The organism is Leeuwenhoekiella polynyae, from assembly GCF_004104075.1.
In the GTDB taxonomy this organism is placed as follows: Bacteria; Bacteroidota; Bacteroidia; order Flavobacteriales; family Flavobacteriaceae; genus Leeuwenhoekiella; species Leeuwenhoekiella polynyae.
The window spans coordinates 22443-48495 of record NZ_QOVK01000020.1; the positions used below are offsets into that span (position 1 = coordinate 22443).

Below are 26053 nucleotides of genomic sequence, written 5' to 3' on the forward strand. Positions count from 1 at the left end.
CTCATTGTAGTACTGTTAAACCGGTTGTAGCGCTTCACCACTATATGGGCATCGTATGTTACAGCAGTGCTCATACCCAAGTGCAGAGCGGGTACCCCTTAGAGAGATACCGGTGTCCAAACGCACAGAGCGTTAATACGGATAGGGCCAAAAGGGGGCTGTTCGGTATGGTATCGTACGCTATCGGGCACATCGAGCCGGGTACTTCGCACCATCAAATTACCGTATAGGCCCGCTTTTGCTAAAATATTACCCGTTTTAATTTTAATATCTACTAGGTTTTAATTTTCTTTGTTAAGGTAATTTAACCTTCTCTTAACTTAACTTTTTGATTGAATTAAAAAATAAAGATGAACTGGATGTAGTGTTTCACGCATACTACAAAGCACTTGTAAATTACGCGAGCAACTTCAGTATCAATCTGGATGAAAGAGAAGATATCGTACAGGACATTTTTGTGTACCTGTGGAAACAACAGCTGGAATTTCCCAATGAAGCAGCTCTCAAAGCTTACTTGTATACTACAGTTAGAAACAGATGCTTAAATGTTATTAAGCATAATAAAGTAAAAAGCGACTTCCAGATTTCTCAGAATATAGACCCTGTAGAAGATTCCCTTTTTCAGAAACAGGTTTTAGAGGAAGAAATTACCAGGCAATTATATAAAATAATCAATACCTTAAAAGGCAGGAAACGTGAAATTATCTTGCTGAGTTTAAAAGGGATGAAAGGACCTGAAATTGCCACAAAGTTAAAGATTGAAGCACAGACCGTTCGAGCCATCAGAACACAGGCTTATAAGATCATTAAAGAAAAAATTAACGCTTTAGGATACTTTCTTAACTTTGTACTAACTTACAGATAAGTGACTTATATTTTTTCTGTAAAAAAATCTTAAATTTTATACTACACTTTAGGTTTTGGGTTGTTTTAACAATAAACCCAAACTAAATGAAGGATATCTTTCTTTTATCTAAGCTTTTCATCAAAAAAAGATTGAATCTCTTAACAAAAGAGGATAAAATGATTTTGTCGAGCTTACAGGAAGAATATGGTTTTTATAAAAATCTAAAAACTCAGACCTTATTAAAACGTACCCACCACTATTCGCTGATAGACTCTAATGCAGCCTGGAGAAAGATTTCAAAAAAGATAGATCAAAAATCCAAACGAGTAGCCGTTTTCCCGCGTAAAAACTGGATAGGATATGCAGCGGCTTCAATTGCTATTTTATGTATTGCCAGTTTCTTGGTTTTTCAGAATGTTGATTTTGGTCAGGCTCCCGCAGTAAGTGTTTCTCAACCTGTAATTCCTAAAGGTTCTAGCAAAGCAGTTTTAATATTGAATAATGGGGAGAAAATTTATTTAAATCCTGAGTCGGGATATACGTCATCAAACAGCTCGAGTAACGGGAAAGATCTCGTCTATACAGAATCTTCAGATACAGATTCCGTCGAGTTTAATACCCTTGCTGTGCCCAGAGGGGGGCAGTTTCATATAAAACTTTCAGACGGATCTGAAGTCTGGTTGAACTCAGATTCTAAAATAAAATATCCTGTTCAATTCAGTAAAAATAAACCTCGTGAAGTAAAATTAATTTATGGGGAAGCCTATCTGGCGGTTACTTCCAGTGCAGAAAATAACGGGAATGGGTTTCAAGTAAAAACAGGTCAACAAACGGTAAAGGTTTTGGGTACTGAATTTAATATTAAAGCTTACCCCGAAGAGCCGGTAATCACGACCACGCTTGTAGAAGGAAAGGTACGATTAAACCTGCAGGAAGATACTTTTTTATTAGCACCTTCAGAACAGCTAAGCTTTAATAAAAGCACGAAAGAAACTCAGATTAACAAGGTTCATGTGTACGACGCGATTTCATGGAAAAAAGGTGTTTTTAGTTTTAAAGGAGCTGATTTAAAACACATTATGACAGTGATATCCAGATGGTACGATGTACATGTAATTTTTGAAAATAGAGCACTGGAAACGATACGATTTACCGGGGCTTTTAGTAAAGAGCAAAACCTGGAACAACTCTTAAAAACAATTAAAGAAACAAATTTTATAAATGCCTATGAGATAAAAGAAAGACAGATAATCGTAAAATAACAACACCAAAAAGAAAAAGGGAAAGGTCTTTCACCTCCTACAGTTTACAGACCCTACCCCTCTATTCTTAGAATTAATTAAAAACTAATCCTAATTCACTAACAAATTTATGGAAATTAATTTAGAAAGTACCTTACCCATAAGGAGTAAGGCCCTACTACTTTTGCTTATGAGAACATTTATACTTTTATTTTGTTCTACTGTATTTAGTTTCAATACAGGCAGCGTATTCTCCCAGAACTCAAAAATTCAGATTTTAGAAAATAACGAATTTTCGATTGACGAAATTTTTACCCTTATTAAAGAGCAAACAGATTATAATTTTATCTATCAGGAAGATATCTTTAAAGATCAGCCTAAAGTAGCATTGAAGAAGGGCATTATCCAGGCGGGAAACCTTTTAAAGAAAAGTCTGAACCCTAATTTTTCGTTTTCATTTTCTAAAGACACCCGAACAATTTCTATTAGAAAAAAAACGCCTACCGCTATACAATCTCAACTGATACAGGGGATTGTTACCGATGAAAATAAAGTACCGCTATTAGGGGTTACCGTATATATTAAAAATACCGGGAGAGGGATTACTACAGATGAAGACGGGAGGTATAAAATTTATGCAAGTGAAGGTGAAATTGTAGTATTTCAATATGTAGGGTATAAAACTCAGGAAATAGAAGTTACTGAAAAAGCGGAAATGAATATATCCCTTCAGCTGGATCTGAATTCGCTTGAAGAAGTTACCGTAGTTTCAACAGGTTACCAAAAGCTGAAAAAATCTTCCGCTACAGGTGCCTATGAAATAATTACCGCAAGAGACATTCAGGAAAATCCTTCAATTAACATTATGGAGCGTCTTCAGGGCATTGTACCAGGGGTCCGTTTTGATGTGGCTAACAACAGTATTTCTATTCGAGGAACCAATACATTTTATGGAAACAATGCACCTTTAATAGTTATAGATGGTTTCCCGGCGATCGACCAAAATTTGGCGAATGCTCCAGGAACAGCCCTTACCGGAACCTCTGGAGAAACTAACAATTCAATTCTAAGCACCTTCAATATGAACGATATTGAAAGTATTTCGTTCTTAAAAGATGCAGCGGCTGCTTCTATATGGGGTTCTAGAGCTGCAAACGGAGTAATCGTTATTGAAACCAAAAGAGGAAGGAAAAACTCAAAACCTATTTTCAACCTATCGTCAATCACCAGTATTTCTGCGGCTTCAGATTTAACCGAACTAAACGCTATGAATAGTAGCGAATATATCGATTTTGAGCAGGAGCTTTTTGATAAAAACTTTTTAACCGATCCTTTTTCCTATTGGAGATACCAAAACGGTAGTGAAGCTACCAATACCATGTTCTTAGCGCAAAATGGGACTATTACCGAAGCTGAAAGAGATGCCAGATTAGAGCAATTGAGAAATCAAAGTAATGTTGGGCAAATTAACGAGCATTTATTACGCGCTCAGGTAACCAACCAATATAACCTTTCTGTAAGCGGGGGTGGTGATAGAAGTTCTTATTTTGTTTCAGGAAACTATTCTAAAGATACTCCGGTCTTTAGAGGTAACGAGTCTGAACAATATTCAGTTACAGCAAATGTAAGCTCTGATATTTTAAATGACCGGGTAACTTTTAATTTAGGAGTTAACCACACCTACTCGAAACGAAAGGTAAACAGTGCAGCTATACAGGCCTTAACCCCTGGGCAGTTTGGTTTAAGACCGTATGATCTTCTTATCGATGAAGATGGAAATCACATAAACCGGGCTATTTCTTTTACACCAGATGTAACAGATGATTATGAAAGCCAGGGATATTTACCATGGCGGTATAATGCCATAGACGATTTAAGCCTGTCAAATACGGGGTATAACAAGGGGGCTACCCGAGTAAATTCTAAAATCAATGCGAAGTTAACCTCTTGGGCCAATTTAGCTGTATCGGGAAGTTGGCAGCGTGGCACCAACGAAAAAGTAGATTACAAAGATGTAGCGAGTTACAATGTTCGCAATCTTATTAATATAGGAACTACCGTAAATCCCGATAACGGGCAACTCATCTACGGGGTGCCAATGGGTGGTGTTATACAATTAGGCAATACAGTGAGTGAGGATTATTCTTTTAGAGGTCAACTCGATATTAATAAAGACTGGAACGACATCCATCATTTCGATTTTATCGCGGGTACAGAACGTAGGGAATCTAAAGCCGAAGGCTATAATCATACACGATACGGTTATGACAAGGATGCATCTACAACGGCTACGGTAAACCCTACTACGCCCTACCAAACCATTTATGGGTATGGGATGACTTTAGGAAATACAGATGGGGCGTTGTTTAAAACGAGAAGAAGATATCTTTCTTACTACAGTAATGCCAATTATTCCTTCTTAAGCACGTATACCGTATCTGGAAGTATTCGTTATGACGATGCTAATATAGTTGGAGTTTCAAGAAGAGATCGTGCTATTCCACTCTGGTCTGCTGGCGCTAAATGGAATGCTAAGAATGAAAACTTCTTAATTGAAAAAGAGTGGCTTAGCAGCTTAAATTTAAGATTAACCTACGGTTCTGGAGGAAGTGTTCCCACCAGTGGAAGTTCGGTTTCCACCATTGCTTTGGGCGGATCTGATTACCTAAGTGGCTTGCCCTACGGGTATATTAGTAGCCCGGGAAATCAGAAATTGGGTTGGGAAACTACTAAAATAGTAAACGCAGGTTTAGATATTGGATTTTTCAATCAGCGTATAGGACTTATTGTAGATGTATATAAAAAATGGTCTGAAGGTATTTTGGTAAGCGTACCCTATAACGCTACGTATGGATGGACTACACTTTACTACAACACAGGAAACCTGGAAAGTAAAGGGTATGAAGTAGACCTGAATGTTTATCCTGTTCGTAATGAAGATTGGACCTTGCATAACAGCTTCAATATTTCTTACAATACCAATGAGGTAACAGATAATCGATTCCCAAATAATACCAACTCGCCAAATATGGGCGCTACGCGCATCATTACAGGTTACCCGGTAGATAACTTATTTGTATACCGTTGGGCCGGTCTGGATGAAACAGGTCAATCTCAAATTTATACAGAAGAAGGAGAAATTATTGCGCCTTCACAAAGTGCAATGGATCTTGAACCTGAAGACTTAAAATATGTGGGTCGTACAACACCCAAATATTTTGGAGGTTTTGTGAACTCGTTGCGTTACAAGAATTTAAAATTAACCACAAGGATCACCTATGAGTTTGGTCATAAAGTCTTGAAGAATGACATACAAACGTCATTTTATCCAACGAGCAGTTATTTTTCAGGCTTCTTGGGGACCAGTAAAACCTTGGTAAACAGATGGCAAAATCCAGGCGATGAAAACAGTACGAATGTTCCCGGTATTGTTGGGAGTAGTTTTAATAGTGTACAACGCTATGCGTATTCAGATTTAAATGTATTAAGTGGAGATAACATCAGGCTTAACCAGATTTCGCTTAGTTATACCCTGCCTAACAGCGTGGTTTCTAAGACCAACTTTTTAAGATCAATGTCTTTGTCGATATCGGCTAACAATTTAGGGCCAATCTGGGTAAAAAATGACGAGGGGATCGATCCGCAATATGTTTTTGCAGGAACGTATAATTCCCTGGCTCCTTCAGAGAATTACTCCCTCAGTGTTAACCTTTCTTTTTAAATATAGAAGATCATGAAAAAAAGTATACTATATATCCTATTACTAGTTGGTTCATTCATCAGTTTTAAATGCCAGGAGTATGTTGAAATAGATCAACCTATGCAAAGAACGCTAACCTACACAGGCGATTACCAGTATTTATTAAACTATGTGTCCCGTTTGGAAAAATCTTATTTTTATCCGGAACTGGCCTCAGATGATATAGAGATAACCGATGAAACATTTGCAAATAATGTAACAGAAAAAAATGCTAATGTGTATATCTGGGCCGAAAATATCTACGGAGATTCTGAAGATACCGACTGGAATACACTTTACCAGCAAATCTATACCGCTAACGAAGTTATAAACGGTGTTCTGGAAAGTGAAGGCGGCACAGAAGCTGAAAAAGAAGAGGCCTTAGCTCAGGCAAAGGTTCATCGTGCATTTGCATACTTCTCTTTAGTGAACGTATATGCCAAACAATATGATGCTGCTACGGCAAGTACAGATTTAGGAGTTCCCCTTTTATTGACTCCTGATCTATTTGTTGCTCTAGAACGTGCAAGTGTAGCCCGTGTTTATGAGCAGATTATAACAGATCTTGAAGAAGCGGTAGATTTTCTTCCAGAAACCCAGAAAAATAGTTTTTTACCCTCAAGCACAGGAGCTATTGCGTTATTGGCACGAGTTCAATTACAAATAGGGGATTATGAAAAAGCGCTTAGTCTGGCAGAAGAAGCTTTATCAAGACAAAGTGGTGTAAATAATTTAGAAAATTATATCGAGACTCCTACTTCGTATCCGGGAAGATACGAAGACCAGGAAATCATCTTACTCAAAACGTTAGGGAATACGGTTTTAGATTTTCCTTTAAGCCAGGAATTACTTGATCTATTTGACGAAAAGGATTTAAGATACGAGTTATTTACAGCCCCGGGTACTAATTACCCATGGAGTCCTTTTGAAGGTAGAGGGTACTGGAAACCCAGATTGCGATCTCAGGGAATTTACATAGGGCCATCGGTTCCGGAAATGATGCTTATACAAGCAGAATGTCTTGCCAGAACCAATAATCCTGATGAAGCGATAAGCGTTCTTAACACCTTAAGAAGTTATCGTTTTAAAGCAGCGGATTATCAAGAATTAGAAACCCAGGCTAATGTTCTTCAGGAAGTTCTTGATGAACGAAGAAGAGAAACCTTTGGTACAGGATTAAGATGGTTAGATCTAAAACGGCTTAACAAAGAACCTGAGTTTAAAACTATTACCAGAACATTTAGAGGAGACACGTACACGTTAGAGCCCAATAGTAATGCATATGTCTTCCAGATCAATCCGATCTACATTCAGAAAAATCCTGAAATCGAAAGTAACCCAAGGTAATATCACAAAAAATAATAGATGATTAATTTAAAAAAGTTATTGATAGCCGCCATTTTTGTCGGTAGTCAAAGTTTCGTTTTTGCTCAGCAGCATAAAAACGAAGAAAAGAATAAAACAGAACAAAAAGATTCTACTTCTAATGCTCAAAAAGAGGAAAAAGTTAAGCTAAAAAAGTATGAGGATGTTATAAAGCCAGAAATGATTAAGTATGAGGGGTTTATAACAACGTATACAGATACTACGGATTTTAAATTCTTTATGGAAATCCCGCAAGATGTTTTCAATAAAGACATTTTGGTAGTAAACCGTATAGCCAAAGCATCAACCGACATGAGAAATGGGTCTTTTGGTCTTGTTGGTGATAAAATAGGAGAAGCTGTATATAAATTTCAAGAAGGCCCGCGAAAGAAATTATTCCTGAGGCGGATCTCTTTTACAGAATATGCTAAAGACAGCACACAAACCCTGTATGAGGGCATCAAATTAAACAACGTACAGGCTATTGCTGAAGCTTTTCCTATAGAAGCCTATAATAAAGACTCTACCGCGGTAGTTATCGATGTTACTAATTTTTTAGATAGCGACAATGATATTCTTTATTTCGCCAATCAAATGATGAAAGATCGATCTGGGGTCGCCGCCCAGCAAAACGATAAAAGTTATGTGAAGTATATGCGATCTTATGATAACAATTTAGAAATAAGAGCGGTTAAAACCTATGCGAAAGGAAAAAATCCTTCGGCACCTAATTATACCTTAGAATTGAATTCATCTTTTATTCTATTACCAGAAAAATCTATGCAGCCACGATTGGTAGATGAGCGCGTAGGTTATTTTAGCGTAGGCCACAGAGACTTTAATACCAATCCGCAAGGCGTTACGGCCAAGATGATGGTGAAGCGTTGGCGCTTAGAACCAAAACCTGAAGATGAAGAAAAATACCTAAGAGGAGAATTGGTGGAACCTCAAAAACCAATCGTATTTTATATCGATCCCGCAACTCCAGAGAAATGGGTGCCTTATTTAATTCAGGGAGTTAATGATTGGCAGGAAGCTTTCGAAAAAGCGGGCTTTAAAAATGCGATTTTCGGCAAAAGAGCACCCACCAAAAAAGCAGATAGCACGTGGAGTTTAGAGAATGCAAATTACTCGGCTATTATCTACAGACCTTCTGAAATCGCTAATGCAATGGGACCCAGTATTTCTGATCCTAGAAGTGGAGAGATTATAGAAAGTCATGTATTCTGGTTTCATAACGTAATGAAAGTGCTTAAAGAATGGTACATGATTCAGGCAGGAGCCATCGATCCTAGAGCCAGAAAACCAGAATTAGACGACGAATTAATGGGAGAGCTTATTCGCTTTGTTTCTTCTCACGAAATTGGTCATGCCATAGGGTTATTACACAATTTTGGTTCGAGTTCTACTGTACCTGTCGAGAAACTTAGAGATAAGGAATGGGTAGAAAAAAATGGGCATACACCATCGATTATGGATTATGCGAGGTTCAATTACGTAGCACAACCCGAAGATAATATTGGTTCTGCAGGTATCTATCCCAAAATCAACGATTACGATAAGTGGGCTATTAGCTGGGGGTATCGTTGGCATCCGGAATTTGAGGACGAATTTGAAGAACAAAAAGCCTTAACTAAAATAGTTACCGATAGCTTAGCCGCAAATCACCGACTCTGGTTTGGGACAGAAGTTGAACCTTTTGATCCTAGAAGCCAAAATGAAGATTTAGGAGATGATGCCGTACTGGCCGGCACCTATGGTATCAAAAATTTAAAAAGGATTGTACCGCACTTAATAGCATGGAATAGTGTTGAATACAAAGGCTACGATGCAGTTAAGGATGCTTTGGGAGCTGTTTTTGCTCAGTATAACAGATATCTAGGTCATGCCTTAAAGAATATTGGTGGGGTGTATAACGATGTACATTTAGCTTCAGATGATTCTCCTATTTACCAGCCTGTAGAAAAAGAAAGGCAGCAAAGAGCTTTTCAATTTATTTCAGATCAATTATTTGATACCCCTTACTGGCTAAATGAAAAATCGATTTTCAATAAATTAGATTTTTCATTTGGAATAGAATTGAGCGAGATTCAAAAAATGAACATAGAAAGATTGATTACTAGGGTGAGAATGAGTAATCTCCTTAATGCTCAATATGAACACGAAGAGGATGCGTATACGCTTCAAAATCTATTTGACGATTTAAACCAATCGATTTTTAGAGAATTGCATGAAAAAGAATCTGTTGATTTCTACCGAAGAAATCTTCAGAAGATTTATGTAAACAGACTCTTACAACAAATAGCCTTAGAAGAACCACTAAACCTGATTACTAGCAACTTTCAGTACACCACCATAAATTCAGATATTCAAACCCTTATCCTGAATGAACTGAGAAAGCAAAAAGAATTGTTTGAAAAATTAAGCAAAAGCTCCCGGTTAGACGAAACCACAAAAACGCATTTAACAGAGCTTGCAAAAAGAATTGAAAAGCAACTTGATTTAGACAGTTAAGTTTGATGTTAGCCAAGTGAAAACTCGGGAGCCAAAAGCTCTCGAGTTTTTTGCTTTAAAGCTATTATTATAAATAGCCAGCCCTAAAACACTAAAACTACACGGGTACGATCAATCCTAAGGTTGATAAACCGCTATAAGAGATCACCAATAATAAGTCATAGTTCACTTACATAAGAGCACAGTCGAAGGCTGGACCCTGCCAACCGACCTTAAGCCATTTACGAGCTCTCGTAAAATAATATAGTGAGCTAAAAAGGAACAGAACATCGAAGAGAAACTAGAATCTGATGCGATGCTGAAACAAGTTCAGCATGACGTGTTTTTTGAAGCGTTTCTCCTAATCCTCAGCCCTGCTGCATCTCGCTTCTCGACTGTATTTCGACGGCGCTCAGTTTGGCACGTTCGAAGCGACAGTCGTACTAACCCGGAAGATTAAATAAATTACATCCCTTTGCTTTAGAATAAGCATTTAAGCCTTTTTTTAGTACCTATCCAAAAGGTGTATTTTCTTTTCTGCATCCGACGACCGTAGGGAGAGGAATGCACTGTTCTAGAGAACCTAAAGCCTTTAATGACGTAGGAGTCTGTTGCGTAAAGAAAATGAACAGAGCATACTATAGAAACTAAAAGCTTCTTGCGATGCTATATTAAAATGAGCTTGACGCTATTAACAAAAAATCTTAAGAGGTAAAGCATTACCTGAAATTTAGTATAGGTTTATTAAAAAGGTCTTGCAGATCCGTTCGTGCAAATTGTTATCACTCCTTTTGGTGTAGTGTTTAACCTCTTTACCCAGCTTATTATAAAAATTAAAAGATTTGGGGTGACTGCTGCTAATTAGCATTTTAGCGTAGTCTTTAGAGCGGTAGTAAGGGAAAATAATAGTGTTAAGCCAATAGCTTCCATGCCCCATTCCTTTTTCTACGATATGGAAGTATTTGAGCAATACGGTCTCCTTTAGATCGGCTTGGCCTTCTACACCAAGCTTTTCCAATTCACCCCCTACAACCGTTAAAACACCGATGATGGAGCCCTTTCTTTCCAGAGTATGTATATCAAACCAAACACCTGCTGTCTGCTTTAAGTTTTCTATGTAATTTACGGCATGATAAAGCTCATTATAATCATCCCAATTGTTTTCGAGTTTCCAGGAAACATAGTTGCTTATCGGGGAGAATAATGGGCTGCTAAAGGATTGATGCAGTATGAATTTTAAATCGTTTTTACCGGTTCCAAGTACGTTCATAAAGTCATAAACTATTAAGGTTTAAAGATAGGGAGATTAAAAAATGGGTAAGAAGAGTATTGGCAGAACGTTGTTTAGGCTATATGTTTTTGATTTAAAAATAGTTATCCTTCCAAAAAGGTGTTGTTAGGGACTTTCTTAGGATCAGTACTGTACTAACAGCCCCGTGCAACCTGCATCTTCCTGACGCTTCTGAACTAAAAAAAGCAAGAAAGCAGAAGCCAATTCTCGTTCAATGTGTATTTTCGAACACGAATAAACAAGCAGATTGAAAAATCTGGTCAATCAACAGGCAAATGAATCGACTTTCCTTCAAATTTACTACATTCATTTTTATGTTGATCGCGTATACGTCTTGCAGTTCGATAAAAACAGCACCTGCAGATATGCCTTCTCCTCCCCCTAAAGCAAGTAGTGTTTTTCCTAAACAAAAAGGATCCGTGAATGATTTTGAGAATATTCTTAGCGAATCAGAAGAAGCGGAACTCACCAGAAAAATTCAAGAACTTGAATCTGCAACTTCAGATCAAATAGTTGTTGTGACTTTAGTTTCGATAAAACCCTATTTAACTATTGAAAGTTATGCATTTGATTTAGCGAACGACTGGGGAGTTGGAATGGAAGAAAAAGACAAGGGAATTGTAATTGCGCTGGGAAAAGAATTGAAACAGATTCGCATTGAAAACAGTATGGGGATCCAGCAACGTTTAACCGACTCAGAAGCAAAACGCATTATCGAAGAACTCATGATTCCGGAGTTTAAACAAGAAAACTATTATAAAGCACTCCTTAAGGGAATTGAAGCCATTAGTCTGCAACTTAAATAAATGCGTTGGGCAGTAAGCCGAAACTCATGCTACTGTATACGCCTTTTAGCAGTTGATACGTATCTCAAACTCTCATCCATCTTATGAGTTTTTAAATTCAACAGTAGTCGCATGGATACCCAAAGGCTAAAATAAATTTTGATCCTTGGGTTGAGAGTAAGCGCAGACCGTTTTAAAGAACAGATGTGATACACACGCAGAGCTGATAATCCCGTTTACCCTTAAACTACTTTTTTCTTCAGTATGACAATCAACATATTGATGTGATGTTGAAACTTCCAGCTCCTTAATGCTGCGGAAGGTATAATAGGTGCAGTATTACGACCTTCTTCTTCACCTGTAACTTCTCTTCTTAAAGCTTCTTGAGCAAGGGAGTATCCCCAACTTTTAGAACATTCAGATTGGCTGTCAAGTAACTACTTTTCAGCAAAAACCTGTTAAAGTGTAAATCCTATTAAGGTAGGGTAATATCCTATCAATAATAAGTGTATAATATACGTTTATTTGAAGAATGAAATCACCTATACAGTATTATGAAGAAAATTAAAGGGCTTATCCTTTGATTATAGGTCTTTGGAATTGGGTGATAACTAAAATTTGAGCTGTGCCATCTGCTACAATAGAGTCTCTGTAAAACCTATCATCCTTGGTGATTTTCTTTAAAAGCTATAATAAGATTAAGACTAGAATTCCCAATATATCCAAATATAACTGTATGTCTAAACTTTAATAAACACAATAAAATATGAGAATTAGTTACCTTAAATTATATTTTACCAGTATCCTAGTCTTGCTCTCATGCACTCTTATCCAGGCGCAAGAGCTAACCGTAACTGGAAAAATTGTAGACGAGACGGGGATGCCGTTACCGGGTGTAACCATAAAAATCAAAGATAAAGCAAAAGGCACCGTATCTGATTTTGATGGTCTTTACACAATAGCTGCAGCAAACCAAGATGTTTTAGTATTCTCCTTTTTAGGTTTTGCGAATCAGGAAGTTACACTTGATGATCAAACTTCTGTAAATATCACCCTTAAGGAAAATGCAGCCGAGCTTGGAGAGGTGGTGGTTGTAGGTTTTGGTAAAAAAAAGAAAGTCAATCTCACAGGAGCTGTAGCATCTGTTGACTCGGAAACCTTTAAATCAAGGCCTGTACAAAATGCAACACAAATGCTTCAAGGTGTTGTAGGCGGACTCAATATCAATCAAAGTAGTGGGGGCAGTTTAGAGAGCAGACCTTCTATAAATATACGCGGAACTACCACAATTGGTAGCGGCTCTACAGGAAGCCCTTTGGTGCTCATCGATGGGATGCAAGGGGATATCAATGCTATTAACCCACAGGATATAGAAAGCGTCTCGGTTTTAAAAGATGCCGCAGCGGCTTCTATCTATGGCTCTCGGGCTGCATTTGGGGTTATTCTGGTAACCACAAAGACCGGAAAGAAAGGCATCCCCAGCGTGCAATACAGTACCAATTTCAGATTGAGTACGCCTTTAAACATGCCGGAAATGATGGATTCTTATACGTTTGCGACCTTTTTTAACGATGCGAATATTAATGGTAATAATGGACCTATTTTTAGTGAAGAACGCCTGCAACGTATTAAAGATTATCAAAATGGTGTGATCAGCGATCCTATAGTTGCAAATCCAAGCAATCCATCGCGATGGGCTGATGGTTATGCTTTTGGTAACGCCAACGTTAACTGGTATGATGCGATATACAGAAAACAGTCTTACTCCCAAGAACACAACTTTAGTGTGCGTGGAGGTGGGGATCGCGTTAGATATTATGTTTCTGGAAATTACTTGGATCAAAATGGTCTGATGGAATTCAACCGGGATAAATTTAAAAGATATACCACCACAGCTAAAGTAGGTTCTGACCTTACAGATTGGCTAACCCTTAATGTTTCTATGCGATTCATCAGAGAAGACTATGGGAGACCTTCTGCCTTAAATGATAATTTATTTCAGGATCTAGCCAGACAGGGATGGCCGGTTTTACCGCTTTATGATGCGAACGGATATCTATATTCTTCTCCCTCTCCTGCACTGGGTTTGCGAGACGGTGGACGCGATGTGAGTCAAAAAGACTGGTTGTATCAGCAAGCTCAATTTGTGATAAAGCCTACCGAAGGACTGGAAGTATTTGCAGAATTTAATTATAGAATTAGAAATGATTTTAGACACTGGGATGTGTTGCAGACCTTTAACCACGATGTAAACGGAGACCCGTATCTGTACAATAGAAATTCTAGTGTGTATGAATATGCGTTCCGCGAAAATTACTTCAATACCAATATCTACAGTACCTATAATTTTGATATTGAAGAAAAACACAACTTCAGTGTTACTGCAGGTTTTCAATCTGAACTTAATAAATACAGGAGTCTGAGTGCAGATCGTACTGGAGTTATTTTACCAGCTTTACCGGTTCTGGATCTGACATCAGGAGTGGATGCAAATGGAAATGTCGTGGCACCTGCGATCAGTGGAGAATATCAGAACTGGGCTACTGCCGGGTATTTTGCCAGACTCAATTATAATTTTAAAGAACGTTACCTTTTAGAAGCAAACATACGCTATGATGGAACTTCCCGTTTTCAAAGTGATAAACGCTGGCAGTGGTTTCCATCGGTTTCTGCAGGATGGAATGTTGCAAAAGAAGAATTCTGGGGCAATTTATATGAAACCATAAGCACCTTTAAGTTTAGAGGCTCCTGGGGAGAATTGGGCAACCAGAATACTGATGATTGGTACCCTACTTACCTAACCATGCCTATAGGCACTGCAAACGGAGGATGGCTCGTAAACGGCCAGCGACCTAATACCAGTAGTGCCCCCGGACTGGTTAGTCAGTCATTAACATGGGAAAAGGTTCAAAGCTGGAATGTAGGTCTTGATCTTGCACTGTTTAAAAACAGACTAACAGGATCTTTCGATTATTTCACCAGATATACCTTAGATATGGTGGGACCGGCACCAGAACTTCCGGTAGTTTTAGGAACAGCAGTTCCCCAAACAAACAATACCGATCTAAAAACTTACGGATTTGAGTTGAGTCTGTCCTGGAAAGACAGGCTGAGCAATGGATTGGGTTATGGCATAGATGTACTGTTGTCAGACTCTCAGGCCGAAATCACCAAATATCCCAATCAGACTAATTCCTTAAATACCTATAGAACTGGTCAAAAAGTTGGCGAAATATGGGGCTATGAGACGTTGGGTATTGCTAAGACTGAAGAAGAAATGCAAGCGCATCTCAATTCCTTACCCAATGGGGGACAGGACGCACTGGGGAACCAGTGGGCGGCAGGTGATATTATGTACAAAGACCTTAACGGAGATGGAAAGATCGATTCAGGTTCCTGGACCTCAGATGAACCGGGTGACCGTAAAGTAATCGGAAACAGTACGGCACGATATCCTTTTGCCGTTACGCTGAATGCAGACTGGAAAGGCTTTGATTTTAGAGCCTTCTTTCAGGGAGTTTTAAAACAAGATTATTTTCAAGGAAGCTATTATTTCTGGGGAGTTTCCGATTCGCAGTGGTGGTCTACAGGATTTGTACAGCACGAGGATTACTTCAGAGCTGATGAAAACCATCCTTTAGGGCAAAATACAGATGCGTATTATCCACGCCCATTATTCAACACCAAGAATAAGCAAACTCAATCTAAATACTTACAAGACGCTTCTTACATACGCCTTAAAAATGTACAACTGGGGTATACCATACCTTCACAGGTTTATGAAGATTTAGGGATAAAAAGTTTTAGAATTTACGTTGCCGGTGAAAATTTATGGACAGCAACAGCAATGTCAAAAGTATTTGACCCGGAAACCATAGACGGTGGATCGGGCGGTAATGTATACCCGCTTTCCACAACTTTTGCTTTTGGCTTAAACATTAACTTTTAAAAAAAACATGATGAAAAGATATATAAATACCCTAGTACTATTTTCGCTGTTTGTTTTAACAGTGAGTTGTAGCGATGATTTCTTAGACAGACCTCCACAATCTCAGATCATTCCTGAAGACTATTTGTATGAAGAATCTCAGCTGGCTGCATATACCATAAACCTATATGGGATACTCCCTTCTCATGGGAACTGGAGTTTTGGCACATTTGGTATTGATAGCGATACCGATAATATGGCAGATTTAAGTTATGATAATAAGTATGTTCCCGGACAATGGAGGGTGCCGCAAACAGATGGCAGCTGGAGTTTTACGAATATATACAACATCAACTACTTCTTAAATACAGTTTTACCACGCTGGAAAAATGGTGAAATCACAGGGAGTGAAAACATGATTGAACAGTATATTGGTGAAGCTTATTTTTTCAGAGCCTTTGAGTACTTTAATAAAGTGCAGGCTTTAGGTGATTTCCCAATCGTGAAGAAAAACTATGCTGATGACAAAGAAGTGCTTATCGATGTAAGTAAAAGAACACCCAGATCTGAGGTGGTTCGCTTTATCATTTCAGATTTAGACTCTGCCGCGGCGATGATGCAGAATACTTCACCTGACGGAAATAAAAACAGGTTGTCTAAATATTCAGCACTTTTAGTGAAGTCTCGGGTAGCACTTTATGAAGCTTCATGGCTTAAAAACTTTAAAGGGACCGCTTTTGTACCCAATGGATCGGGCTGGCCGGGAGCAGCTAAAAACTACAATCAGGGATGGAACTATGAAGCCGGTAGCATTGATGCTGAAATAGACTGGCTTTTAGATCAGGCAATGGAGGCTTCAAAAGAAGTTGCTGACGCTTTTTCATTAACACCTAATAACGGCGTATTACAGCAAACCGTTACCGATTCTCAAAATCCGTATTTTGACATGTTTAGTGACACCGATATGTCTGGATATGACGAAGTCTTACTTTGGAGGGATTATGATCAGGGGCTGGGAGTTGTACACAATGTACCTGTAGAAGCTATGCGAGGCAATGCTACTGTTGGACTGACTAAAGGTTTGGTTGATTCATTTGTGATGGAAAACGGACTTCCTATTTACGCATCGGGCTCTGGATATGTAGGTGATGATTATATTGCTGACGTTAGATCGAACAGAGACGGTAGGTTATGGCTTTTTCTGAAACAACCCGAACAGATCAATGTGCTCTATAATGTAAATGCCGGTACACACGTCACACCGGTTGAACCCATACCTGAGATCATAAACCGTATATATGCTACGGGTTATGCAATTCGAAAAGGTTTAAATTACGATGGAGCTCAGGCTAATAACGGACAAGGATATACAGGAAGTATTGTATTTAGAGCAACAGAGGCTTATTTAAATTATATAGAAGCCTCGTATTTAAAAACCGGTAGCATCAACGGTACTGCATCATCATACTGGATAGCAATACGGGAGCGTGCAGGTGTGGATACGGACTTCAACAAAACCATTGCAGCGACGAGTATGGCTCTTGAGGCAGCGGGAGATTGGGGCGCTTATACTGCTGGTCAACTGGTTGAACCTACGTTGTACAACATTCGTCGCGAACGAAGAAACGAACTCTTTGCTGAGGGATTGCGGTGGATGGACTTGAAAAGATGGAGAGCGATAGATCAACTTATGACCCAAAACTACCACATTGAAGGCTTCAAATTATGGGGGCCTATGCAAAACTGGTACGATAGCGGTGAGTTAACCTATGAAACAGGTACAGCAACAGTATCGTCACCCAACCGAAGTACGTATTTAAGACCTTATGAAAAAACCGGTGGTGAGCTTGTATATGACGGATATAGCTGGGCAATGGCTCATTATCTTGATCCTATTGCTATACAGCACTTTTTAATTACAGCAGAAGGTGCCGATTTAAGCACATCACCCATCTATCAAAACCCGGGGTGGACCTTAAAAGCAAATGACGGAGCCCAACCGATCGATTAATTTAGTTATAAACTTCTTAAAGTCCCTTTTTTGAAAAAGGGACTTTTTTTTTGCTCAATCTTGATGATCAGATAACACCGGATATATAGAATACCCCAAACACGGAGCTTCGTACACTCCAAAACCAATAACAACCCAAACCCTGTTAGGGTGCTGAAACTTTCAAATGTTTGGAGCGAGCAAGAATACGAATGCATGTAAACCTCCCTTTGAAGGGAGGTTTTTTAATTCTCATAAAAAGCGTTCTTGTGAATGCTGCAACAGAAACAGCACAAAGATAAGAGCCGGTTATGGAAGTTAAGCCTTAAAAACCTTCATCACCTGCGCCGGATTAAAAGCTTTGCTGTTGAGTGTTTGTTGGCTCCGCAGCGTATGGCTTGTATAAAACAAAATACCGGCTGTCACCAGATTCAGGCTGTCCTGAGGCAGTTCGGCAGTGGTGTAGCGTGACGCGGGGATGGTTGCGGTACGGTGCGGGATGGGAATAGTAAAGAGTTCCTGATGCAGGGTTTGATAATCGCTTGGTGCATAGGCACTGATCCAGTAACACAGCTCGGCAGTACCGGCTTCCTTGGGCCAGTAGAGTTGGCTACCGGTTTTAAATTCGGGCAATGTGACAAGTAGTTTTCCGGCATCCAGACGAAGTTCTAAGCCCGGAAGTTGTACATATTCGGGATAAGGCGTTTGCAAGTTGAATTCCAAACCTTCTAAAACCTCAGGGCTTCCTTGTGCCAAATCGAGATTACCCTGAGGCAACGAGGTGTTGGTTTTCATTCCCTGATACACCGTTTTCCGAAAGCGGTTGAACCATTGCGAATCATAATTTGTACCTATAAACGGACGCAATCCTCTTACCAGCGCACTGGTCGTTCGCGAGGCTCGACCAAAATCGGTTGCGGACTGTTTGGAACGTTCCGAGGGATATTTCCCGGTTTTTTCAGGCTTGGCTTGTACAAGGGTTTTCCCATTTACATTTCTAAAAACCAGTTGGCCTATACTGCCTACAATATTTCCTTTAGCGTCTAAATATGCCATAGTAACGAGTTATTAAGTTAAAGATTCTGCCAGAGTACTACAAGACTTCATCCAAAGTCCACCACAAATTGTGTGGCAAAGTGTGGTTACAGTGTGGACTTAGTGTGGACTCAGTGTGGTAGCACGTTAATCAAGAGTAAGTTATGAAATAAAGCAATACGGTACCAGCGCATACTTAATAACTTAATATTTGTGTAAAAAAGGCTGTTGGTATTGCCGTTTTAACCTTAAGAGTCCTTGTTTTAAGGCCTGCTCAGGATTTAAATGCTACAAGGTTTTCCTTGAAGTCAAAACTTTTTCATCATAATGCCTTGTGCGGAATCACCTCGAGGTGATGCATTCAAAGTCCGTTATAAGACGAAGCAGTCTTAACATAAAACGATGGATTAATTGTTTTACAATGAATTGTAAAATTCAAAAACCACCTGACTGTTTTTACCGTAAGTGTCGGTAAAATTTACTTTAAGTCAGATAAAATACCTATTTGTAGGAAAGTATTTTTTACTTGTGTTAAATAACTATTTATCAATATTCTATATCATTTTAACATTTATTTTTGAGGTGCCTTAAATCAATCATTGTATGAAACAACAACTACTCTCATTATTTTTTTTAGTAGCATTTTATTCAAGTTCAGCTCAGGTAGGAATTGGTACTACCAACCCTAAAAGCTCCTTGGATGTGATAGGGAATCCATCAGATGTAACATCTTTAGATGGAATTGCACCTCCACGATTAACCGGTAACCAACTTCAGGCTAAAACCTACACAGCTGCCCAGAATGGTACTATGATTTATGTAACGCTACCTACAACCACACCTACAGGTCAAACTGCAGATGTTACTACTGAAGGCTTATATGTATACAGTTCTTCACAAAATAAATGGGTTGCGCTAAAAGGTATTTCGGGTGGTGCATCGACAAGTTGGGCATTGACAGGTAATACCGGTACAAATCCTTCAACTGATTTTTTAGGAACAACAGATAACCAATCGTTAAATTTTAGGGTCAATAACTTTGATGTCGGGAGTATAAAAACTGATAATTCATTTTATATAGGTAGAGATGCCTCTAGTAATGGAGCACGGTCTGTGGCTGTAGGCTATCAGGCAAACTCTTCGGGAGAAGAATCTGCTGCATTTGGAAGAGCATCGATTGCATCAGGAGCCAGATCAACAGCTATAGGTTTTCAAGCAGCAGCTTCAAGTGAGGAATCAACCGCTTTAGGTAGAGCAACTGAGGCTTCAGGAGCCAGATCAACTGCAACAGGCTTTCAAAGTAAGGCTCAGGCTGAAGAGAGTGCTGCCTATGGGCGCGGAGCAACTGCCAGTTCTGCACGGTCCACTGCAATAGGTTTTGAAACTACGGCCACAGCAGATGATGCTACAGCCTTAGGTCGTAATGCCGATGCCAGTGCTGCCCGGGCTACGGCGACGGGGTATAATGCATTGGCGTCCAATACTGATGCCAATGCTTTTGGTAGTGGGGCTATTGCAAGTTCTGCAAGTAGTTTGGCTTTAGGTACCAATGCGAGTGCCCGAGGAAACTCTTCAGCGGCAATAGGTTTGAATGCGATTGCCAGAAACCAGAGCTCACTTGCTTTTGGAGTTGGCGCAGATGCAAATGGAAATAATTCGGTTTCAATTGGGGTAGGGGCTCTTACAAGTGCTCAAAATGCTGCCGCATTAGGAAGTAATGCGACTGCAAGCAATTCTTCAGCTTTAGCTTTTGGTCAAAATTCTACCTCTTCTGGTTTGAGGTCATCTGCTTTAGGAACAGGAACTCAAGCCACAGCTCAAAATGCTACGGCTATAGGTAATGGGGCACGGGCAACCGGTGATGCTGCAACTGCCGTTGGTTCTGGAACTACTGCAAACCAATCTAATAGTACAGCATTAGGAAGTCAGGCCAATGCCTCAGCGATCAATACCACTTCGTTAGGTTATAATTCTGATGCAACGGCAGATAATGCTACTGCTGTAGGGTATGAAACCAAAGCTACGGGTATTTCATCTGTCGCAATAGGTGATCGCGCAGAGGGAAATGCACTCAATACCATAGCAATAGGCTATTCATCTGCAGCTCTTGCAACAAATGCTTTAGCTATAGGTGACGATGCTTACAGCAATAAGGCATTTGGACTTGCTATAGGTTATTCAGCTGATGCGCAGGGAGATTATTCTGTTGCAATTGGTCCCGACAGCTATACCAATCAACTTAATGCTACAGCCCTAGGTAGGCAATCTGATGCTCAGGGACAAAATTCCATCGCGTTGGGTTACGATACCTATACCAATCAGGATGGGGCTGTCGCTATTGGAAATAATGCTGAAAGTACTGGTTTAGATGCTATCGCTTTAGGTACAGGCAGTAGAGCTCCTCAAGATAATTCAATTATATTAGGGAATCATACCAATGCGAATGTTCGAGTAGGAATTGGAACAAATACGCCGTCTGCTAAGCTTCAGATAAACGGAAGTCTCAGGTATGTTGATGGAAATCAAACTGCAGGACGGGTATTGACTTCAGATGCTACAGGGAATGCAAGTTGGCAAGCTGCTGCCGGGGATGGTAATATTTATTCTAACGATGGAACGTTAACTGCGCAAAGAACTATAAACCTAAATGGGAATGTGCTGCGCTTTGATAATGGAATTAATCGATTCATGGAAATTATTGGAGGAGATGTAAGTGACAATGATGATCCCTTTAAATTTACAACACTCAATGCGTTTCGATTTGATGTTGATGGTAATACAGCACTTGAGATTGAATCTAATAGAGATATTGTATTACCCCTTTATGGCAGTGGAGCAAGAACAGGAACACCTACTTATAATTTAGCCGTAGATGCAACGGGAAGAATAATTGAGACCCCTATGAAACTTGCTACTCCCAGTGGGATGCAGTTCTATTCCTATGATATTGCAAGCTCCACTTCACCAGATTTAAATAACCTGGAACGAAATACGCTGGTAACCAAAGCTGGAGTTTATAATGGTGCATTGAGTCTGCCCGCTTCCGGCTCTTCAGTTTTAAATCCTACTACAGACGGTGAAGGCTTTGTAATTAAAATTGTAGGTACTTATTTGGTAAGAAATACTGGTAATTTTACTTTTTCTCAGCGTTCTGATGATGGGGCTAGGATATATATTGACGGTTCTTTAATACTAAATGATTGGGCGGATAGTGGCTCCAATACTACAACCTCTAACCCTGTGCAGCTTGCACAAGGAAAGCACAAATTTGAATTTTGGTATTATGAAGATGCTGGAGATCAGGAATTTTCGTTTTCCTGGGAAACTAATCCAGATGGTAATAGTGGGGTGATTCAGGCAAATCAATTTACAATCGAATAGGTCAAATAGGTCATAGACAAGTATAGCGGGGATATCTGTGAAGGCATACCTACTTAGCGTTAGATTTCTAAAAAGTCTGATTGCAAAGCCTAAGTGATAGTCGTACCTTTGATGTCCAAATTTTGAACGTAACATTATGAGTACATACGACGTTGCAGTCATCGGTTCCGGTCCCGGAGGTTATGTGGCTGCTATTCGCTGCGCCCAGTTGGGTCTTAAAACAGCAATCATTGAGAAATATGCAACTATGGGCGGTACTTGCCTTAATGTAGGTTGTATTCCTTCTAAAGCCCTATTAGATTCTTCACATCATTATGATGATGCCATTCAACATTTTGAAGAGCACGGTATCGAAATTCCCGGAGAGATCAAAATCAATCTGGAGAAGATGATGGCGCGCAAAGCTGCTGTGGTAGAACAAACCACAAAGGGGATCGAGTTTTTAATGAGCAAAAATAAGATCGATACTTTTCAGGGGGTGGGTAGCTTTAAAGATAAAACACACATTCACATCGCTGTTGCTGAGGGGGATGACGTAGAAATAGAAGCAAAAAACACCATTATCGCTACCGGAAGCAAGCCTGCAAGTCTTCCGTTTATCAACATAGATAAAGAACGCATCATTACTTCTACAGAAGCCTTAAAACTTAAAGAAATCCCGAAGCACCTTATTGTTATAGGTGGTGGTGTGATCGGCTTAGAATTAGGTCAGGTATATAAGCGTCTGGGGTCTGAAGTAACTGTTGTAGAATATTTAGACCGAATCATCCCAACGATGGATGGGGCTCAAAGTAAAGAACTGACTAAGGTTCTTAAAAAAGCTAAGGTTAAAATCAACACGTCACATAAGGTAAGCGCCGTGGAGCGTAAAGGAGATGAGGTGGTGGTTACGGCTACTGATAAAAAAGATAACGAAGTTGCGTTTACAGGAGATTATGTTTTAGTTTCTGTAGGCCGTAAAGCATACACAGACGGACTGAACCTGGAAGCTGCCGGATTGAAGACCGATGATCGGGGTCGTGTTGAGGTCAATGAGCATTTGCAAACTTCAGTTTCTAATATTTATGCTATTGGGGATGTGGTTCGCGGTGCAATGCTTGCACATAAAGCTGAAGAAGAAGGGGTGTTTGTTGCCGAAACCCTTGCCGGTCAAAAACCGCATATTAATTATAATCTGATTCCGGGTGTGGTGTATACATGGCCAGAAGTTGCTTCTGTAGGTAAGACCGAAGAGCAACTTAAAGAAGACGGTGTGGTGTATAAATCGGGTCAGTTTCCTATGCGTGCGTTAGGGCGTTCGAGAGCTTCTGGTGATGTAGATGGGTTTGTGAAAATTCTAGCAGATAAAGAGACTGATGAAGTTCTAGGCGTTCATATGGTGGGAGCTCGTGTAGCAGATTTAATTGCTGAAGGAGTAACTGCGATGGAATTTCGTGCGAGTGCAGAAGATATTGCGATTATGTCCCATGCACATCCTACGTATGCAGAAGCGGTTAAAGAAGCAGCGCTTGCTGCAACGGAAGACAGAGCTTTACATATTTAAGATCTTAAGAATTACTTAAAAGCCCTTTTCTAGTCGAAAAGGGCTTTTTTTATGATTTATTTGATAGGTTATGTCTGTATTCTTGATGAACTTTCAATTCAAAAAATCTTATGAAAGCAATTGTAATAACCGAAGCAGGAGGTCCTGAAGTTCTAAAATTAAAAACTGTTGGGAGCCAGCCTTTAGCAGCGCATCACGTGCGTATTGCAGTAAAAGCAGCGGGTGTTAACCGTAGTGATATACTTACGCGTAAAAATCCGGATGCATATGGTGATGATACGCCGGCAGCTCAAATTCCCGGACTCGAAGTAGCCGGAGAAATTATAGAAAGGGATGAAGATGTTGAATCTTTTAAGGTAGGCGATGCGGTTTGTGCTTTGGTTGCCGGTGGGGGGTATGCTACAGAAATTGTCGTGGATGCGCGCTTGTGTCTTCCGGTACCTAAGGATTTTAGTTTTGTTGAAGCAGCAGCTTTACCCGAAGTTATGTTTACAGTATGGTTTAATGTATTTCAGCAAGCAAAAGCAAAAAAAGGAGAGAAGCTGTTGATTCACGGCGGTACCAGTGGTATTGGTATTATGGGGTTACAGATGGCAAAAGCTTTGGGATTAAAAACGTATACAACAGTTGGTTCTCAGGAGAAAATAGATTTTGTAGAAAAGTATGATTTAGCCGAAGTAATAAACTATAAAGAGACCGATTTTGAATTGATATTTGCCGATAAGAAAATTGATGTGATTTTAGATATGGTGGGTGGAGGCTATACCCAGAAAAACCTGAATATTCTCAATAAAAAGGGGCGTCTGGTCCATATCAATGGAATGAATGGTTTGACTCCGGAAATTAATTTATGGACGATTATGAGTAAGCAACTCACCCTTACCGGAAGCCTTTTAAAACCCGAGCCTATAGCTATTAAACAAGGTATAGCTTCAGAAATATATAAAGAAATTTGGCCTTTGCTAAATAGTAAAATGATTAAACCTTTTATTTATAAAACATTTACACTTGATGATGCTTCTAAAGCTCATCAACTCATGGAAAGCAGTAAGCATATTGGCAAAATTATTTTAGAGGTAGCATAATTTTTCTCATATTTAGGTTATGCGTTTACAAACAATAGAGAAACCCCAGAAACATTTTGTAATAGATGTTTCAGAAAAGGGCATAACTAAAAAACAATTAGAAGACCTTAAAAATGAAGACTGGTTAATAAATAGGGCAGGCGGAGAAGGCCTTATCTTTTCAAACCATGTTTTAGAGTATTATTTGGACGAAGAATATAGGCACGGAAAAACCATACTAACAGCAGGAAGTGGACTTTTAAAAACAAAATCTAGTGGAGAACGAAAAAAGCTTTTACTCGATTATTTACTAGAAAAAAGTCCGAAGTTTTTAATTCTTGATAATCCATTTGATTCCCTAGATCAAGAAAAAGTAACTTGGTTTAAAAAGAAACTAGAGGCTCTTTCTCAAACAACATTGTTGATTCAGCTTTTTAGGAGGCGAGAGGATATCTTGCCATTTTACAATTCGGCTTTAGTCTATACCTATAAGGGCTTTTCAGAATCAAAACTGAAAAAGCATTATCTGGAAATGATTGATGCTTTTAATACAAAGCATCAAATTCCAACTCCTATAGCGCGTTATGAAAACTTACCGGAAACACTTGTGGCTTTTAATGATGTTTCGGTTTCTTTTGGGAATAAACCAGTTATAGATAGTATTTCTTGGGAGATTAAACAAGGAGAGGCCTGGCATTTGAAAGGTCCCAATGGCTCGGGGAAGACCACGATACTATCTATGATTACCGGAGACAGTACAAAAGGCTATGGTAAAGAGTTATACATCTTCGGAAGAAAAAAAGGCAGCGGAGAAAGTGTGTGGGAAATTAAGAAGAAGATAGGATATATTACGGCGACGCTTACAGAGCGTTTTGATGGGATGCATAGCGTTTTAGAAATGGTAATTTCCGGTTTGTATGATAGTGTGGGGTTATACCAAAGACCTACATCATTAGAAGTGACTAAGGCTGAAGAATGGCTTGAGCTAATAGGCCTAAGCGATAAAAAAGAATATACTTTTAGAAGGTTGAATGAAGTGCAAAAACGACTTGTTTTGATCGCGCGTGCAATGATTAAACATCCGCCATTGCTTATTTTAGATGAGCCTACTTCTGGTTTAGATACGCGAGGCGCACAGTTGTTAGTTCAATTGGTAAATAGAATAGCTGCAGCTCGTGAAACCGCAATGCTTTATGTATCTCATCGGGAAGAGGATGGATTAAATTTTAAACATACACTAGAATTAGAGCCTTCTCAAACCGGTTCAAGAGCATTATTTAAATGAAATTAAAGCAATTTAACTAGCTATTACTACTAAGTGTTTAGAATTAATTATCTTTCTAAGAACAAT

At 39.3% G+C, this 26053-nt stretch carries 14 protein-coding genes; 12 read left to right on the forward strand and 2 right to left on the reverse strand.

Annotated features, from left to right (window positions below):
* Positions 1-328: 328 nt before the first annotated feature.
* From DSM02_RS16255 to DSM02_RS16275, 5 genes are all read left to right on the forward strand, one after another.
* On the forward strand, positions 329-865 hold the full coding sequence (locus tag DSM02_RS16255) for a sigma-70 family RNA polymerase sigma factor (protein ID WP_128766604.1): 537 nt from the start codon (positions 329-331) through the stop codon (positions 863-865).
* An 86-nt stretch (positions 866-951) separates the two neighbouring features.
* Positions 952-2109 (forward strand): FecR family protein, encoded by a 1158-nt coding sequence (locus tag DSM02_RS16260; protein ID WP_128766605.1) that lies wholly within the window; start codon positions 952-954, stop codon positions 2107-2109.
* 169 nt (positions 2110-2278) lie between these two features.
* Complete coding sequence (locus DSM02_RS16265; RefSeq protein WP_164918330.1) at positions 2279-5809, forward strand: SusC/RagA family TonB-linked outer membrane protein; 3531 nt, start codon at positions 2279-2281, stop codon at positions 5807-5809.
* Between the two features lie 12 nt (positions 5810-5821).
* A complete protein-coding gene (locus DSM02_RS16270; RefSeq protein ID WP_128766607.1) occupies positions 5822-7174 on the forward strand; it encodes a RagB/SusD family nutrient uptake outer membrane protein in 1353 nt (450 codons plus the stop codon).
* An 18-nt stretch (positions 7175-7192) separates the two neighbouring features.
* On the forward strand, positions 7193-9706 hold the full coding sequence (locus DSM02_RS16275; RefSeq protein WP_128766608.1) for a zinc-dependent metalloprotease: 2514 nt from the start codon (positions 7193-7195) through the stop codon (positions 9704-9706).
* Between the two features lie 709 nt (positions 9707-10415).
* Here the strand turns inward: DSM02_RS16275 and DSM02_RS16280 are convergent.
* On the reverse strand, positions 10416-10955 hold the full coding sequence (locus tag DSM02_RS16280) for a hypothetical protein (RefSeq protein WP_128766609.1): 540 nt from the start codon (positions 10953-10955) through the stop codon (positions 10416-10418).
* Between the two features lie 296 nt (positions 10956-11251).
* Here DSM02_RS16280 and DSM02_RS16285 point away from each other — a divergent pair, with 296 nt between their 5' ends.
* The 3 genes from DSM02_RS16285 (at position 11252) to DSM02_RS16295 (ending at position 17700) form a co-directional block, all read left to right on the forward strand.
* A complete protein-coding gene (locus tag DSM02_RS16285) occupies positions 11252-11782 on the forward strand; it encodes a TPM domain-containing protein (protein ID WP_128766610.1) in 531 nt (176 codons plus the stop codon).
* Positions 11783-12527: 745 nt separating this feature from the next.
* On the forward strand, positions 12528-15710 hold the full coding sequence (locus DSM02_RS16290; protein ID WP_128766611.1) for a SusC/RagA family TonB-linked outer membrane protein: 3183 nt from the start codon (positions 12528-12530) through the stop codon (positions 15708-15710).
* A gap of 7 nt (positions 15711-15717) precedes the next feature.
* Positions 15718-17700, forward strand: coding sequence for a RagB/SusD family nutrient uptake outer membrane protein (locus DSM02_RS16295; RefSeq protein ID WP_205875161.1), 1983 nt, complete (start codon positions 15718-15720; stop codon positions 17698-17700).
* A gap of 297 nt (positions 17701-17997) precedes the next feature.
* On the opposite strand, the gene DSM02_RS16300 is transcribed toward DSM02_RS16295, so the two are convergent.
* Positions 17998-18735 carry a hypothetical protein gene (locus DSM02_RS16300; RefSeq protein WP_128766612.1) on the reverse strand — a complete coding sequence of 246 codons (738 nt, stop codon included), beginning with the start codon at positions 18733-18735 and terminating at the stop codon, positions 17998-18000.
* 582 nt (positions 18736-19317) lie between these two features.
* Between DSM02_RS16300 and DSM02_RS16305 the strand changes: the two genes are divergently transcribed.
* The 4 genes from DSM02_RS16305 to DSM02_RS16320 all read left to right on the forward strand — a co-directional run bounded on the left by DSM02_RS16305 (position 19318) and on the right by DSM02_RS16320 (position 25987).
* On the forward strand, positions 19318-22095 hold the full coding sequence (locus DSM02_RS16305) for a PA14 domain-containing protein (protein ID WP_128766613.1): 2778 nt from the start codon (positions 19318-19320) through the stop codon (positions 22093-22095).
* 136 nt (positions 22096-22231) lie between these two features.
* The gene (gene lpdA / locus DSM02_RS16310; protein WP_128766614.1) at positions 22232-23638 is read left to right on the forward strand and encodes a dihydrolipoyl dehydrogenase; all 1407 of its coding nucleotides are present in this window, start codon (positions 22232-22234) and stop codon (positions 23636-23638) included.
* A gap of 110 nt (positions 23639-23748) precedes the next feature.
* Positions 23749-24723, forward strand: coding sequence for an NAD(P)H-quinone oxidoreductase (locus DSM02_RS16315; protein ID WP_128766615.1), 975 nt, complete (start codon positions 23749-23751; stop codon positions 24721-24723).
* Between the two features lie 19 nt (positions 24724-24742).
* Positions 24743-25987 carry an ATP-binding cassette domain-containing protein gene (locus DSM02_RS16320; RefSeq protein WP_128766616.1) on the forward strand — a complete coding sequence of 415 codons (1245 nt, stop codon included), beginning with the start codon at positions 24743-24745 and terminating at the stop codon, positions 25985-25987.
* Positions 25988-26053 lie beyond the last annotated feature (66 nt).